This is a genomic window from Bacteroides sp. AF29-11 (genome assembly GCF_003602895.1).
Taxonomy (GTDB): domain Bacteria; phylum Bacteroidota; class Bacteroidia; order Bacteroidales; family Bacteroidaceae; genus Bacteroides; species Bacteroides uniformis.
The window spans coordinates 219,821-234,675 of sequence record NZ_QTLY01000003.1 but is presented as its reverse complement, the minus strand read 5'-3'; the positions used below and the strand labels follow the sequence as shown (position 1 = coordinate 234,675).

The following is a 14,855-nucleotide window of genomic DNA, read 5'->3' as shown; positions in this document are numbered from 1 at the left end:
AACATATTGAAAAGCCGTCCGGTATTTCCGGGCGGCTTTTTCATTCTCTGTACATTTCATTTTCTATACTCTCCGTTGTCTTTGTGCAACTTTATTCCTACCTTTGCATTCTTGAAAGAGTTTTGTTTTAATGAAAAACGATATGCAGAAACGACCTCTATTGGGCTTGACGCTCTCTGAATTGCAGAATGTGGTGAAGAATCTGGGAATGCCCGGTTTCTCTGCCAAGCAGATAGCTTCCTGGCTGTATGACAAGAAGGTGACTTCTATAGACGAAATGAGCAATCTTTCGTTGAAGCATCGGGAATTGCTGAAAGAAATCTATGAGGTAGGTGCCGAAGCGCCGGTAGATGCCATGCGCTCTGTAGACGGTACGGTGAAATACTTGTACCGGGCAGGCGAGGGGCATTTCGTGGAAGCTGTCTATATACCCGACGAAGACCGGGCTACGCTTTGTGTCTCCTCTCAGGTGGGCTGTAAGATGAATTGCAAGTTCTGTATGACCGGCAAACAAGGTTTTACTGCCAATCTGACATCCAACCAGATTATTAATCAAATCAATTCGTTGCCCGAAAGGGACAAGCTTACCAATGTGGTAATGATGGGCATGGGTGAACCACTTGATAATCTGGACGAGGTATTGAAAGCGCTGGAAATAATGACCGCCTCATATGGGTATGCGTGGAGTCCCAAGCGTGTTACACTTTCTTCTGTGGGATTGAAGAAGGGCTTGCAGCGTTTTATTGAGGAATCGGACTGCCATCTGGCTATCAGCCTTCATTCGCCGATACCTTTGCAACGCCGCGAACTGATGCCGGCAGAGAAGGCGTTCTCCATCACGGAGATTGTGGAATTGTTAAGAAACTATGATTTTAGCAAACAGCGCAGACTATCTTTTGAATATATTGTTTTCAAAGGAGTGAATGACTCGTTACCGTATGCAAAGGAACTTCTGAAGCTGCTACGCGGGCTGGACTGCCGGATTAACCTGATTCGTTTTCATGCCATACCTGGAGTGAATCTTGAAGGGGCTGATATGGAAACCATGACTGCGTTCCGTGATTATCTGACTTCGCACGGTCTGTTTACCACTATACGGTCATCGCGTGGAGAGGATATATTTGCCGCTTGTGGCATGTTGTCCACTGCCAAGCAGGAGGAGAATAAAGAAGAATTAATATAAATTATTAACTTAGGTAGGGAGGATATTACGCATTCTTCGTAGCTTTGTGAAAAACTAAAATGATAGAGATATGAGAAAGCACTTGTTTTATTTAAGTATGGTTCTCGTACTGACACTTTTTTCCGCTTGCGGTGGTGGTAAAAAGGGTGTGTTTACTCCGACCTCCAGTGGTCGTGCGTATGAAGTTCTGGTAGTGGTGGAGCCCGGCTTGTGGGAACGTCCTGCCGGTAGGGCGCTTTTCGATGTGCTTGATTCTGATGTTCCGGGGCTTCCCCAGTCAGAACGTTCATTCCGAATCATGTATACTGCCCCTTCCAATTATGATGCCACTTTAAAACTGATTCGCAATATCATTATTGTCGATGTGAACAAGGACCTCTATACCCAGCCTAAATTCAAGTATGCAAGGAATGTATATGCTGCTCCTCAGTCTATTCTCACTATTCAGGCACCGGACGAGGCTTCGTTCGAGAAATTTGTGGAGGAGAATAGGCAGGTAATCATCGATTTCTTTACCCATGCGGAAATGAATCGTCAGATTTCAGTATTGAAGGACAAGCATAGCGACTATATAGCAACGAAGGTGAAAAGCCAGTTCGATTGCGATGTATGGGTGCCGGGCGAACTGACATCTACCAAGGAGGGTGAGAACTTCTTCTGGGCAGGTACGAATGCAGCTACCGGCGACCAGAACTTTGTAATCTACTCTTATCCTTATACGGATAAGGATACGTTTACTAAAGAATATTTTGTTCATAAACGCGATTCCATGATGAAGGTTAATATCCCTGGTGCCCGTGAAGGCATGTATATGTCGACGGATTCTCTGATGACCGATGTACGCCCCACCAGTGTGCAGGGAGACTATGCACTGGAGGCCCGCGGCTTGTGGCGCATAAAGGGTGACTTCATGGGCGGTCCGTTCGTATCGCATGTACGTTTGGACAAGGCCAATCAGCGTATTATCGTATCTGAAATATTTATTTATTCACCTGATAAAATGAAACGTAATCTGGTACGTCAGATGGAGGCTTCGCTCTATACCTTGAAACTGCCCGGCAGCAAGCAGGAAGGTACGGAAATTCCGGTAGGCGTAACCTCAAAAGATACTACTAATAATAAGTAATAAAAATGGAAGACAACAAAATAAGAGTCGGCATTACACAAGGCGACATTAATGGTGTAGGGTATGAAGTGATTTTAAAGACGTTTGCAGACCCGGTGATGCTGGAATTGTGCACGCCGATTATCTACGGTTCGCCTAAAGTGGCAGCTTATCATCGTAAATCATTGGACTTGCCTACCAACTTCAGTATCGTCAACTCCGCCTCCGAAGCGGTTCCCAATCGCTTGAGTGTAGTGAACTGTACGGATGATGAAGTAAAGGTTGAGTTCTCTAAACCTGACGTTGAAGCTGGTAAAGCTGCACTTGGTGCACTGGAAAAAGCCATTGAGGAATATAAGGAGGGAATGATAGACGTGATTGTCACAGCTCCCATCAACAAGCATACCATCCAGTCGGAGGAGTTTGCCTTCCCCGGACATACGGAGTATATAGAGCAAAAATTGGGAGATGGCGAGAAGGCCCTTATGATTCTGATGAAAGATGACTTCCGGGTAGCATTGGTGACCGGACATATTCCCGTTAAAGAGATAGCCGGAAGCATCACCAAAGAACTGATACAAGAAAAACTGAAGATATTCAACCGCTCCTTGAAGCAGGATTTTGCTATCAGCGCACCGCGTATTGCAGTGCTTTCGCTGAATCCGCATGCAGGAGACGGCGGATTGCTGGGAACTGAAGAGCAGGAGATTATCATTCCGGCCATCAACGAAATGGCTGCTAAGGGTATGCTTTGCTATGGTCCTTATCCGGCAGACGGGTTTATGGGCTCAGATAACTTTACCCATTTTGATGGTATCCTGGCCATGTATCACGACCAGGGGCTGGCACCGTTCAAGGCATTGGCTATGGACGAGGGCGTAAACTATACTGCTGGCTTGCCGGTGATACGCACTTCGCCTGCTCATGGCACGGCCTACGATATTGCCGGGAAAGGAATCGCCTCTGAAGATTCATTCCGGCAGGCTATCTATGTGGCAATAGATGTGTTCCGTAACCGCCAGCGTGAGAAAGAGGCACATGCAAATCCGCTGCGCAAGCAATATTACGAGAAACGTGACGATAGCGACAAACTGAAACTCGATAGTGTAGAAGAAGATTTGTAGAATGACAAAAGCGGAAATACAACAAGTAAAATTACGTTTCGGCATTATCGGCAACAATGAAGCGCTGATGCGTGCCATTGATATCGCTATCCAGGTAGCGCCCACCGACTTGTCTGTACTGATTACCGGAGAGAGTGGTGTGGGAAAGGAGAGCTTTCCGCAGATAATACACCAGTACAGCCGGCGCAAGCATGGACAGTACATTGCCGTGAACTGTGGAGCCATTCCCGAAGGGACGATTGACTCGGAACTGTTCGGTCATGAGAAGGGCGCATTTACCGGGGCTATCGGCGAACGGAAGGGGTATTTCGGTGAGGCCAACGGCGGAACAATCTTCCTTGATGAAGTCGGCGAATTGCCTTTGCCTACCCAGGCACGCTTGTTGCGTGTGCTCGAGAGCGGTGAATTCATCAAAGTAGGTTCTTCTAAGGTGGAAAAGACCGATGTGCGTATTGTTGCCGCTACCAATGTAAACTTGACACAAGCCATTGCTGACGGACGTTTTCGTGAAGACTTGTATTACCGTTTGAACACAGTTCCTATTCAGGTCCCTCCATTGCGCGAACGCGGTGAAGACGTGGTGCTGCTGTTCCGAAAGTTTGCTTCGGACTTTGCAGAAAAGTACCGTATGCCTGCCATTCAGCTGACGGAAGACGGCAAGCAAGTGTTGCTGGGCTACTCATGGCCGGGTAATGTGCGCCAGTTGAAGAATATCACCGAGCAGATATCCATCATTGAGACCAATCGTGAAATCAATGCATCCATACTGAAGGGCTATCTGCCTGAGCAGAACAATATGCAGCGCCTGCCTGCCTTGTTTGGAGTGAAGGAGGACAAGAGCTTTGGGAGTGAACGGGAAATTCTCTACCAGGTTCTGTTTGATATGCGCCAGGATGTAACGGACTTGAAAAAGTTGGTGCATGAGATTATGGCTGAAAGGGGAACGGTAGCCAATCCGGCGGTTGCCACATCGGCCTACTATACGCCGGCTACTCCGGCGGTGGTACCTCCGGTAACATCCAGTGTCCCCACCATTATACATCCTTCGGTAAAGCCGGTTACTCCGGTGGACGATGATTTCCAGGATACGGAAGAATATGTGGAGGAGTCACTCTCCCTGGATGAAGTGGAGAAAGAAATGATACGTAAGGCGCTTGAAAAACATCACGGCAAGCGTAAGAGTGCGGCTCAGGATTTGAATATCTCTGAGCGTACGTTATACAGAAAGATAAAAGAATATGGATTGGATTAAAAAAGCGGCATTTGCTTCCTTGTTGGTAAGCTTGTTATTTCTGGTGAATTCATGTAGTATGAAGTTGGGGCTTGCTCCGATAAGCTCTATCGACTATACAAAGGTAAAAACGATTTCCATTGCCGATTTCCAGAACCGGGCAGAGTATGTATATGCACCGCTGGCAACAGAATTTAACCAGAAAATGAAGGATATGTTCATTCAGCAGACTCGCCTGCAACTGGTGAATTCCGGAGGAGACCTGGAAATAGACGGAGAAATAACCGGCTACAATCAATATAATGAATCGGTGGATGCCAGCGGCTACTCTTCGAAGGTGAAGGTGACGCTGACTGTCAACGTGCGCTACACCAATAACACGAACCATGAGGAGGACTTTGAACAGCAGTTCTCGGCTTTCCAGACCTATGATTCCTCAAAATTGCTGACCGAAGTGCAGGACCAGCTGATAACCTTGATGGTGAAAGACATTGCCGAACAGATTTTCAATGCAACTGTAGCTAACTGGTAAACTCATGACGCCTACCCATTTGCAACAATGGATTCAGCATCCCGAGACGCTGAATAGGGATACTTTGTACGAGCTTCGCACATTGGTGGCACGCTATCCTTATTTCCAGTCGCTCCGTTTGCTCTATCTGAAAAACCTCTATCTGCTGCACGACATCAACTTTGGCGCGGAGTTGCGCAAGGCTGTGTTGTATGTGGCAGACCGTCGTGTGCTGTTTTACTTTATAGAGGGTGACCGCTATACTTTGAAATCCCGGAAGGTCTCGTCGCTGTTTTCCGGCGATTTGGAGAAAGAGCCGAGTGTGGACCGTACCCTTTCCTTGATTGACGCATTTCTGGCTACTGTTCCCGAAGAGCATTCACAGCATACGGAGCTGGATTATGCGGTGGATTATACGGCCTATTTAATGCAGGAAGAACCCGGTGTGGATGCAGAAGATGAATCGGAAGTGCCTAAACTGCGCGGGCATGAATTGATAGATGACTTTATCCAAAAGAGTGAGTCTTCGGATGCCTCGGATACGAGAAGGGAGTTTCTTGTAGAGAAGGAGGAAGAGACTGAAGAAGAGGAAGAACCCTCAGTATCGCCGGTAACGGAAGAGTTGGACGATAGCTGTTTTACGGAAACTTTAGCCAAAATCTATATAAAACAGCACCGATATGACAAGGCGCTTGAAATTATTAAAAAATTAAGTTTGAATTATCCAAAAAAAAATGCTTACTTTGCAGACCAAATCAGATTTTTGGAGAAATTGATTATTAACGCTAAATCAAAATAACAAAATGTATTTATTATTAGTTATCTTAATGCTGATTGCATCTGTGCTGATGTGCTTCATTGTATTGATTCAAAATTCTAAAGGAGGTGGTCTGGCATCAGGCTTTTCATCATCCAACCAAATTATGGGTGTGCGCAAGACTACGGACTTTTTGGAAAAAGCAACCTGGACTCTGGCAGCTGTCATGGTAGTCTTCAGTATTGTTTCTGCTTACACTATTCCTTCTTCCACAGGCAAGGGCGGTGATGTGATTCTGGAACAGGCGCAACAAGAAGAAAAAACTAATCCTTATAACATGCCCGTAGGTACAGAAGCTCCGCAATCGGAGGCCCCTGCAGCTACAACTCCGGCTGAAGCTCCTGCTCCTGCAGCAGAATAAGATAAGGATATTGCGGATGACTCCCGCTTGGAAAAATAAGAGAAAGGTTGATACTGAAAAGGTGTCAGCCTTTTTTCGTTTTGATGAAGTATTTATTTACCTTTGTCAGCAATTTATGCAATCTGATTAATAAATTGAAATCCAAATAGTACAATGACAGAACAACTCAAACTTAAATTGAATGATTCCAAGGCTACCCGTTGGGGGGCATTGGTGATTGTTGCCTTCACGATGATGGCAGCTTATTATGTAAACGACGTGGTAGCACCGTTGAAGACAATGTTGGAAACGGACTTGGCTTGGTCGAGTACCGATTTCGGATTCTTTACCGGTGGTTATAGTTTTCTGAATGTTTTTTTCCTGATGTTGATTTGGGGAGGATTAATCCTCGACCGCTTTGGTATCCGTTTCACCGGAAAGCTGGCAACTATCCTGATGGTAGGTGGTACAGCACTTGAATACTATGCAATGACGGGACTTGCCGGTGCCGACGCGACTTTATTCGGAATCAATGAAATATTTGGCTATAAAACGGGTGTGTTTGTTGCTTTTGCCGGTTATTCCATTTTTGGAGTAGGAGCGGAGGTCGCCGGTATTACAGTTTCCAAAATCATAGCCAAGTGGTTTAAGGGGAAAGAGCTTGCCACGGCTATGGGGGTACAAGTCGCTTTAGCACGTATCGGTTCGCAAGCCGGTTATGCCGTAGCCATTCCTTTGGCCCGTGCTTTCGGTATTTCCACACCGGTGTTGTTGGGTTTGGTTCTGTTGTTGGGCGGTATGATTGCTTTCTTCATCTTTGCAGTGATGGACAAGAAGCTGGACAAACAGATGGAAGCTGCTGCCATTGCTGCCGGTACGGAAGATGAGGAAGAGAAGTTCTCTTTTAAGGATGTGAAGAATATTCTGGTCAATCCCGGTTTCTGGCTGATAGCATTGCTGTGTGTATTGTTCTACTCTTGTGTATTCCCATTCCAGAAGTTTGCTTCCGAGTTGATGATTATCAAATACGGTATCAATGAGAATGTGGCCGGTACATTTGCCGGACTTCCGGCATTGGGAGCGCTGATTCTGACTCCGGTCTTTGGTGGTTTCATTGACAAGCGGGGCAAGTCCGCATCTATCATGCTGCTGGGCTCGGCCATGCTGATATGTGTGCATTTCATTTATGCTATTCCCGATATAAACTATTGGCTGGTAGCTATTGTGCTGATGATAATTTTGGGTATCGCTTTCTCGCTGGTACCTTCTGCCATGTGGCCGGCTGTGGCCAAGATATTCCCGGTAAGCCAGTTGGGTACGGCATACGCATTGATTTTCTTTATCCAGAATATCGGTCTTTGGGGTATTCCTACATTGATAGGGTGGGTGCTTGATGCCTATTGTATATCCGGCAAGAAACCAGATGGAACGAATATGTATGACTATACGGTGCCTATGTGCATTTTTACCGGTATTGCCTGCTTGTCCCTTATAGTGGCTCTACTGCTGAAGAAGGCAGACAAGAAGTATGGTTATAAGCTGGAAGAGCCTAATATTCAGAAATAATAGGAAAAGCGGATACCGTATGATGGAAATACCCGAAGGAAAAGTAAGTCTGTTGGACGCTGTTCCGGTCCGCTGTGGACATATAACAACCGAATGGGAAGGTGAGTGCGCCGTACTCGCCTACCCACGGTTTAAATACGAATGGATGCGTCGTTTTTTATTGCCGAAGGGGATGTCTCCTGACATCCATGTGAGGCTGGAAGAACACGGTACAGCTGTCTGGAATCTGATAGATGGACATCGTACCGTGCGCGAAATCATCTCTCTACTTGCCAGGCACTTTGGGGAGGAAGAGAATTATATTCCCCGGGTCACCGCCTACGTAATGCAGTTGCGTAAGGATGGATTTATCCAGTTGACAATCCGGAATTAGAATTCCTTTATTCCCTATCTACTTTTATCAATCCTCCCGTTGCCGTATCAAACAGCACTTTGATGGTAGAATTCTTGTTGAACAGTACCGGTGCGAGGTATTCTACGGTGCCGAATTGGGTAATGGGAAGTTGGTCGTCAAACAATTTCTTATTGTTATACATCAATGTCACTTGTGCCTTGCCCGGAAGGTTATAGGCTACACCGTCCACTTTCTTTTTGCCTTCCTCGGTGGCAGATACATCGGGACTTTTGAGGTCGGTGACGCTGATATAATACGGTTCACCGGCAAGGTCATTATTGGCCACCACTCCCAGCTTTCGGGAAAAACGGAAAGCCACCTCATCTTTCATCTCTTTAGGCGTCAGCCGGATGGTGAATGTCTTGGGTTCTTTCTTTATTTTGCCCGAGAACATTTCCGTCATAGCCGTTTCCTGCTGGTTCAGATTGTCAAGCATCAGCTTGAGTTGGGCGCCGTCCTTGGGCATATTGTCTGCTTCGCCGCGCAGGAGGGCATTCTTGCTTTCGCGGATGCTGTATATTTCCTTGGCCACCAGCTCGGCCATCTTGGCACTGGAGTTGGACATCAGTATTTCTTCCGTCAGAAAACTGCGTGGGTCAATGCTGCTTTCGGTGGCTTTGGCTTCGGGCGTCTTGGCAGCAGGCTTGCCGCTGAACGGAATGTTGATGGAGCGGACAATTCCGTCTTCGGTAAGCTCCATAAGGGGTGCTACGGTCTTGTCTTTCATCTTCACGAAATAGACGTTGTCCTTATCCGGTACACCGGCTATGCGGGTTTCTATCTTATCCAGTGTCCAGAACTCCTCGGGTTCGGCAGACACGTTGTTGAGACGCAGATAGCGGTCGGCATATCTGCAAAATTCTCCGGGAGTGTAAGTATGTTTGGTGGCTTGCAATACGATTTCTATTTCTGTTTTGGGCAACATATAAGTCACTCCGTAGTCTTTGCCACGCATCACACCGGTGGTTACGTCTGTTTGCGCCATGGCAGTGATAGACAAGAACAGAGCTGAGAGCATCAATATATTCTTCTTCATAATGTACATTCGTTTAGACTGATTTAGCTAAGGGACAAAGTTAATGAAGTTATCTTTGCTAAATATTGCTTTATAAATTATTAACAGAGCTGACGAACTGTACGCAAACCGGCATGTCGACTACAATGTCCTGATGAGTGTCTTCCAAAAGTCCGGTAGCTTCGTTTCGTTTGTATACCTGAATGACATTGCTGTCGCGGCAGGCGGCAAGCAAGTATTTGCCGTTGGGCGTGATGTTGAAGTTGCGGGGATGGATGCCGGTGGGCTGATAACCTACCTTTGCCAAGGTTCCATTTTCGGGATTCACGGCAAAGATGGCGATGCCGTCTTCTTTCAGACGGTTACTGGCGTAGAGGTATTTCCCATCCGGACTGAGGTGGATGTCTGCACTTCCACGGGCGGCTACGGTGTCGGCTGTGATAGTCTGTATCTGTTCCAGGCAGCCGTCGTCGTAACTGAAGGCAATGACCTTACCGGACAGTTCGGTGATGAGATAGGCAAACTTCCCGTTAGGGCTGAATGTCAGATGGCGCGGGCCGGAATCTGCCTCAATGCCAACGGCTTCCAGAGAAGCATGAGGAATAGGGTCGTCGGGGTGCATCACAAAGCGCAGGATGCGGTCGGCACTGAAGTCGGTGGCGAAGATATACTTTCCGTCCGGTGAAAAGACCGTGCAATGGATGTGGGGAGTGGCTTGCCGTATGGCGTCGGGACCGGTGGCAGAGCCTTGAAAGAGCGTGTCTGCAGGAGCCAAAGTGCCGTCTTTCTGTAAAGGAAAAACGGACATGGTTCCACCGCTGTAGTTGGCTGTCAACACTTCCCGGCCATTGGTGGCCACGTAGCAGGGGTCGGCGCCGAAGGTGGGAACGGTGTTCAGCAGGCGCAGTTCTCCCGTTTCCCGGTCGAAGGCAAGGGAGCTGAGGGCTGCTGTGCTGTCGTTCATTTCACTGACGGCATAGACAAATTCGCCATCTTCCGAGGGGACGAGGTAGGAGGGATTGGGCAATGCCGCTGAACTGAGCGGAACGGCTGTTCCCGTCTCCTGATTAAAGCGGAAGGTATAGATACCCTTGCTTGAGCCATTCGTGTAAGTACCTATTAGCATGGCGAGTTCGTCCTGGTCACCGTTAGTGCCCTTTGGAGAAGAGCCACATGCTGTCAAACCTAATCCGAGCATACAGAAAAGAAGTGTTTTCATTAATTTAATGTGTTAATGTGCCAATATGCTAATGTGCTAATTGGCTGCGCTGTATATGCTGCATGGTCATTGGTACATTAGCATATTGGCACATTAGCACATTAAAATTTAACTTCGGCAACACCGACGCGGTCATCGTTCAGCACGATGCGGAGGTCGCTGGCGGTAGTGCCTTTGAACGGATAGGAAATCAGTTTGCCGTATTCGCTGACGGTGCCCGAATATACGGTGAGGAACTGTCCGCCACCGCCCGAGAGCTGGATTTCGAAGGTTGCCGGCAGGTTGTTGTCACGTGTAAAGGCAATGGCAACTTTATCTACCTTGGCTCCGTTCTTCAAGGCAAAGGTAATATAATCTCCCTTATTTCCTTGCCATGCGGTATTGATTTTTTCGTCGAGCACGTTTTCGGCATCCTCTGGGTTGGTGCTGGCACTCACACGCTTTGCTGGTTTTTGGGCTTCAATGGCTTTGGCACGGGTCTGGTAGTCTTCTACGGTCAGCGTTCCGTTCAGGCGGATGTCTTCGGAAGAGGCGCCGGCCATGAGCACGAAGTCGCCGGGTTCCACCACCCATTTCATGTCGGTGTCCAGAAGCTCCAGGTGCTTGCGGTCGATGGTGAAGGACAGCTCCTGGGCTTCGCCCGGTTCGAGGTGGATGCGCTGGAAGCCTGCAAGATTCTTTTCGTAGGTGGTGATGCTGCTCAGTACGTCGCGGATATAGAGCTGCACTACTTCATCTCCGGCACGTTTGCCGGTGTTGGTCACCTTCAGGCGGACGGTGGCAGACTCGTTCGGGGTGATGACTCGGGGAGTGATGTCGAGGTCGGAGTACTCGAAGGTGGTGTAGCTTAAGCCGTAACCGAAGGGGTACAGTGCTCCGTTGATGCGTGACATGTTGCCCGTGGGCCCCGGATTCTTACCGCCGTCTATCTGTGAAGAAGGCTTGCAGGGGAAGTTGAAGGGGATTTGCCCTACGGTCTTGGGGAAGGTCACTGTCAGCTTTCCACCAGGGTTGTAGTCGCCGAAGAGGATGTCGGCCAGGGCCGTTCCGCCTTTGGAGCCGGGATACCAGGCTTCGAGGATGGCGGGGACGAACTTGTCTGCCCAGTTGATGGAGAGCGGGCGTCCGTTGATGAGTATCAGTACGACGGGCTTGCCCGTGGCTTGTATGGCTTGAAGCAGTTGCAACTGCCGGCCGGGCAGGTCGAGGCTGGTGCGCGATTTGTTTTCGCCGCAGGTGCGTTGTCCGCCGCCCAATACTACGACGGCAACATCAGCTTGGCGGGCATTTTCTACGGCTTTGTCTATCTCGGCTTGCTCGTCGTCGGTCAGAGGATAGTCTATGATTTCACTTTCGGGCCAGTGGGCATCCACTAGGTCGCAGCCTTTGGTGTAGAGCACCTCTGCCTTGCCTTTTGTCTTTTCTTGAATGCCTTCCAGTACAGTGGTCACCTCTACGGCAAGGGGGCCGTAATGGGTCAGCGCGTAGCCTTCTTCATTGGCATTGGGACCACAGACGGCAATCTTCTTGGTGGAGTTGATGTCTAAGGGCAATAGTTCACCGGCATTCTTCAGCAGAACGATGGACTCGCGGGATGCCTGCAAGGCGATGGCTTCGTTCTCTTCTTTTTCCACTTCACGGTCGGCACCGGCAAGGTCTGTCTGGTAGGGGGCATCGAACAGACCAATGAGGAACTTTACCCGGAGGATGTCGCGCACACGGTCGTTAATGACTTCTTCGCTCAGCCCGCCTTCCTTCACCAGTTCGCGGAGGGGAAGGACGAAGGAGTCGGGCGAGCGGAAGGTGCAGCGTACGTTCAGCCCGGCTTCCACGCTTTGGCGGACGGCTTCTTTCATGTCTTTGGCGGTGCCGTGCTTGGTGTAGAGGTATTCTACGGCGTCACTGTCGGATACGACGTAGCCACGGAATCCCATTTCGCCACGCAGGCGGGTGGTGAGCCAGTAGTAGCTGCCCTGCACGGGGATGCCGTCGTAATCGTTGTACGAACTCATTACGCCCAGCATGCCGGCTTCCCGGATGACGCGTTTGAAGGGGTAGATGTGTATGTTCTCCACTTCGCGCGGCGACATTTGCGGGTCCACGCGTGCCATGCCTTCGCGGGCGCCTTTGTTGTTACTGTAAGCGGCAAAGTGCTTGCCGGTGGCGGCCACTTGGTGGTTGTGCTGCAAGCCGCGCACCATTTCGATGCCCAGTTCGGCTACGAGGTAGGGAGATTCGCCGTAAACTTCTTCGTAGCGTCCCCAGCGCTGGTCGCGTCCTACGTCGAGGATGGGGGCGTAGACGTTGGTGTAGCCCAGCATGCGGGCTTCGCGTCCGGTGATGAGTCCTACTTGGCGAATCAGTTCACGGTTCCAGGTATGTCCCAGTCCCAGTTGGGTGGGGAAGTTGGTGGCGCGGTAGCTTTCCACGCCGCGTATGCCTTCGTTGGTAAAGTCTACGGGGATGCCGAGACGGGTATCTTCCACAAAGAACCGTTGCACCTCGTTCAGTGCCCAGGCGTGGCGCGAGGCGGGCCAGACGTAGGCATTGTCCGAGGGAGGCAGCCCCCATTGCTGGAAGCCGTTCAGGTGTTCGTCGATGGCGCCGATACCGTCTTTCCAGAGCAGCTCTTTCCATTCGGGGGTGGGGAGGTCGTCTTTCAGTACGCGTTTGTAGCCGTAGAGGGTGACCATTTGGCAGGTCTTTTCGTCCAGCGTCATCTGTTGCAGCAGGTTTTCGATGCGTGCTTCGAGCGGGGCGGAGGGGTCTTCGTACACGTCTTTCACTCCGTTTTTGTTGAAGTCTATCCAACCTTTGCGGTACATTTCACTTTTCACCGGCTTGTAGGTTGCCGGTGTTTTGGCAGGCTTTTGTGCGCAGAGCAGTGTGCTTCCTCCAAGCAGCAGGGTTAGGGCTATAAGGTTCTTCATGATATGTTCTAAAAATCTCTTGGTTATTATAGTTTCTTTTGTTGACAAAAATACGGCTAATGTGTGAAATAAAGGGATAAAATAGTCCGAAGTATCGGCTTTTATTGTCCGAAGGGTCTTCCTCTTACTAAAAATATCCTCCAAGACGCTACCGGGGAATTCAAATCATTATTAGACGAAACATATCATTCACTTTTAAAAAGAAAGAGAGAACACTATAATAACCTGAAAAGTAGATGCAATCGCGGTGTATACAAGTATTACGGCTACATCTGTTAAACGAGGGTGTATTTATATAATAGGAATCTGTTGGCGGAATTGTTGCTTGTACGGAAGAACTTTCTTTTCAACCTTGGGATGTCTAAACCCAACCTTGGTTTAGACATCCCAAGGTTGGGTATGGAAAAACCAAAGTTTGGGATAGATTGCTTCCTTAATTCTTTCCGGTTTTTCAGTTAACTTCAGAGACTTTTTCCGTTAACTTCCCATCTCTTTTGTGCAAATATCCATTACAGAAGATAGATATTCCCTCTTGCAGGGGGTAATTCCGTCAACGGATACTGGCTTTGGTAGCTGTTTGAACATTGATGACAATGGGGTGCACATATTCTATGTATGGAAGATTATTGTTTTTATCACGAAAAGTCAGTATTAGCTAATATTTGTAAATATATGGTGATTGCTAATAAAAGAATATGTATCTTTGGGCCAAAGAAAGCGGTAGAGGATGAAAAATAAAGTAGCATTTATCCCTTTTTCACCCTCCCTACTTAGCAATGAGTTACGCAATCTTTTAAATTTCAGACCGTTACAAAGTCATGGGGTTGACTGGATTTGACAGCGGGCAGAAATGGTAAGTAAGCATGCAGTGCGTCGTTGATTTGCACTTTAATCTCAGTCCTCAAAATTTTATCTGGCGAAACTCGTTACGCTCTCGCTGCTTAATCGAAGTATAGTAGATTGAAGCTTAATCCCGGCACCAGGTGCTGGGACGTGACATCACTCGGAAGCTGTTGCTCCGAAGCATTCCGATAAAGTGGTGCAGTCAAATCGGGGATAGTTCGTGTCAGCCTCGTGGCGCGGGTGAAAATTTAGAGGATAAGGCAACGGTTGATGGCTTTGGTTCTGCCGCTGCACGAAAATTTAGGCAAAGATAAGCATGTAGAAAGCTTATGATTTCCTCGTTTGGACGAGGGTTCGATTCCCTCCAGCTCCACGGATATAGTAAAAAGAAGTTTGTAAGTCCTTGAATTCCAGTAATTCAGGGGCTTTTTCTTTTCTTCTACTCCCCCTACCTTTTATATTCATTTAGAAAATAGTTGTAGTAAATGTGCTACAATTCAAAATTAATATCTACTTTTGTCTGTTCAAAAACCAATAACTATTAGAAGTGGGGGCAACACTTTAAATTCTGCAACAG

12 protein-coding genes and 1 other RNA gene are annotated in these 14,855 nt (G+C 48.3%); 10 read left to right on the top strand and 3 right to left on the bottom strand.

What is annotated here, in order from left to right; translation table 11 throughout:
* Window positions 1–142 precede the first annotated feature (142 nt).
* The 9 genes from rlmN to DWZ03_RS06445 all read left to right on the top strand — a co-directional run bounded on the left by rlmN (window position 143) and on the right by DWZ03_RS06445 (window position 8,250).
* The gene (gene rlmN, locus DWZ03_RS06485; protein ID WP_022401941.1) at window positions 143–1,183 is read left to right on the top strand and encodes a 23S rRNA (adenine(2503)-C(2))-methyltransferase RlmN; all 1,041 of its coding nucleotides are present in this window, start codon (window positions 143–145) and stop codon (window positions 1,181–1,183) included.
* Window positions 1,184–1,253: 70 nt separating this feature from the next.
* Window positions 1,254–2,309, top strand: a complete 1,056-nt coding sequence (locus DWZ03_RS06480) for a DUF4837 family protein (protein WP_120129306.1) — start codon at window positions 1,254–1,256, stop codon at window positions 2,307–2,309.
* Between the two features lie 5 nt (window positions 2,310–2,314).
* Window positions 2,315–3,412: a 4-hydroxythreonine-4-phosphate dehydrogenase PdxA gene (gene pdxA / locus DWZ03_RS06475; protein WP_005831943.1), complete on the top strand. Its 1,098-nt coding sequence runs from the start codon at window positions 2,315–2,317 to the stop codon at window positions 3,410–3,412.
* Between the two features lies 1 nt (window position 3,413).
* Window positions 3,414–4,664: a sigma-54 interaction domain-containing protein gene (locus tag DWZ03_RS06470; protein ID WP_005831941.1), complete on the top strand. Its 1,251-nt coding sequence runs from the start codon at window positions 3,414–3,416 to the stop codon at window positions 4,662–4,664.
* Window positions 4,651–5,175: an LptE family protein gene (locus DWZ03_RS06465; protein ID WP_005831940.1), complete on the top strand. Its 525-nt coding sequence runs from the start codon at window positions 4,651–4,653 to the stop codon at window positions 5,173–5,175. The genes DWZ03_RS06470 and DWZ03_RS06465 overlap by 14 nt, the downstream gene beginning before the upstream one ends.
* A gap of 4 nt (window positions 5,176–5,179) precedes the next feature.
* The gene (locus DWZ03_RS06460; protein ID WP_005831938.1) at window positions 5,180–5,953 is read left to right on the top strand and encodes a hypothetical protein; all 774 of its coding nucleotides are present in this window, start codon (window positions 5,180–5,182) and stop codon (window positions 5,951–5,953) included.
* Between the two features lie 4 nt (window positions 5,954–5,957).
* Window positions 5,958–6,332, top strand: a complete 375-nt coding sequence (gene secG, locus DWZ03_RS06455) for a preprotein translocase subunit SecG (protein ID WP_035449001.1) — start codon at window positions 5,958–5,960, stop codon at window positions 6,330–6,332.
* A 153-nt stretch (window positions 6,333–6,485) separates the two neighbouring features.
* Window positions 6,486–7,877 (top strand): MFS transporter, encoded by a 1,392-nt coding sequence (locus tag DWZ03_RS06450; protein WP_005832845.1) that lies wholly within the window; start codon window positions 6,486–6,488, stop codon window positions 7,875–7,877.
* A 19-nt stretch (window positions 7,878–7,896) separates the two neighbouring features.
* Window positions 7,897–8,250 (top strand): PqqD family protein, encoded by a 354-nt coding sequence (locus DWZ03_RS06445; protein ID WP_005831929.1) that lies wholly within the window; start codon window positions 7,897–7,899, stop codon window positions 8,248–8,250.
* A 7-nt stretch (window positions 8,251–8,257) separates the two neighbouring features.
* On the opposite strand, the gene DWZ03_RS06440 is transcribed toward DWZ03_RS06445, so the two are convergent.
* The 3 genes from DWZ03_RS06440 to DWZ03_RS06430 form a co-directional block, all read right to left on the bottom strand.
* Entirely contained in the window at window positions 8,258–9,307 is a 1,050-nt protein-coding gene (locus tag DWZ03_RS06440) for a DUF4831 family protein (protein WP_016272886.1), read from the bottom strand.
* Between the two features lie 70 nt (window positions 9,308–9,377).
* Window positions 9,378–10,505: a lactonase family protein gene (locus DWZ03_RS06435; RefSeq protein ID WP_120129303.1), complete on the bottom strand. Its 1,128-nt coding sequence runs from the start codon at window positions 10,503–10,505 to the stop codon at window positions 9,378–9,380.
* Window positions 10,506–10,606: 101 nt separating this feature from the next.
* The gene (locus tag DWZ03_RS06430; RefSeq protein WP_120129300.1) at window positions 10,607–13,435 is read right to left on the bottom strand and encodes a beta-glucosidase; all 2,829 of its coding nucleotides are present in this window, start codon (window positions 13,433–13,435) and stop codon (window positions 10,607–10,609) included.
* Between the two features lie 820 nt (window positions 13,436–14,255).
* On the opposite strand from DWZ03_RS06430, the gene ssrA reads away from it, so the two are divergent.
* Window positions 14,256–14,654: a transfer-messenger RNA gene (gene ssrA, locus DWZ03_RS06425) on the top strand.
* Window positions 14,655–14,855: the final 201 nt, after the last annotated feature.

Bases quoted from the DNA above. Each gene is read 5' to 3' on its own strand.
- rlmN (WP_022401941.1), top strand. From the start codon at position 143: ATGCAGAAACGACCTCTATTGGGCTTGACGCTCTCTGAATTGCAGAAT.
- DWZ03_RS06480 (WP_120129306.1), top strand. From the start codon at position 1,254: ATGAGAAAGCACTTGTTTTATTTAAGTATGGTTCTCGTACTGACACTT.
- pdxA (WP_005831943.1), top strand. From the start codon at position 2,315: ATGGAAGACAACAAAATAAGAGTCGGCATTACACAAGGCGACATTAAT.
- DWZ03_RS06470 (WP_005831941.1), top strand. From the start codon at position 3,414: ATGACAAAAGCGGAAATACAACAAGTAAAATTACGTTTCGGCATTATC.
- DWZ03_RS06465 (WP_005831940.1), top strand. From the start codon at position 4,651: ATGGATTGGATTAAAAAAGCGGCATTTGCTTCCTTGTTGGTAAGCTTG.
- DWZ03_RS06460 (WP_005831938.1), top strand. From the start codon at position 5,180: ATGACGCCTACCCATTTGCAACAATGGATTCAGCATCCCGAGACGCTG.
- secG (WP_035449001.1), top strand. From the start codon at position 5,958: ATGTATTTATTATTAGTTATCTTAATGCTGATTGCATCTGTGCTGATG.
- DWZ03_RS06450 (WP_005832845.1), top strand. From the start codon at position 6,486: ATGACAGAACAACTCAAACTTAAATTGAATGATTCCAAGGCTACCCGT.
- DWZ03_RS06445 (WP_005831929.1), top strand. From the start codon at position 7,897: ATGATGGAAATACCCGAAGGAAAAGTAAGTCTGTTGGACGCTGTTCCG.
- DWZ03_RS06440 (WP_016272886.1), bottom strand. From the start codon at position 9,307: ATGAAGAAGAATATATTGATGCTCTCAGCTCTGTTCTTGTCTATCACT.
- DWZ03_RS06435 (WP_120129303.1), bottom strand. From the start codon at position 10,505: ATGAAAACACTTCTTTTCTGTATGCTCGGATTAGGTTTGACAGCATGT.
- DWZ03_RS06430 (WP_120129300.1), bottom strand. From the start codon at position 13,435: ATGAAGAACCTTATAGCCCTAACCCTGCTGCTTGGAGGAAGCACACTG.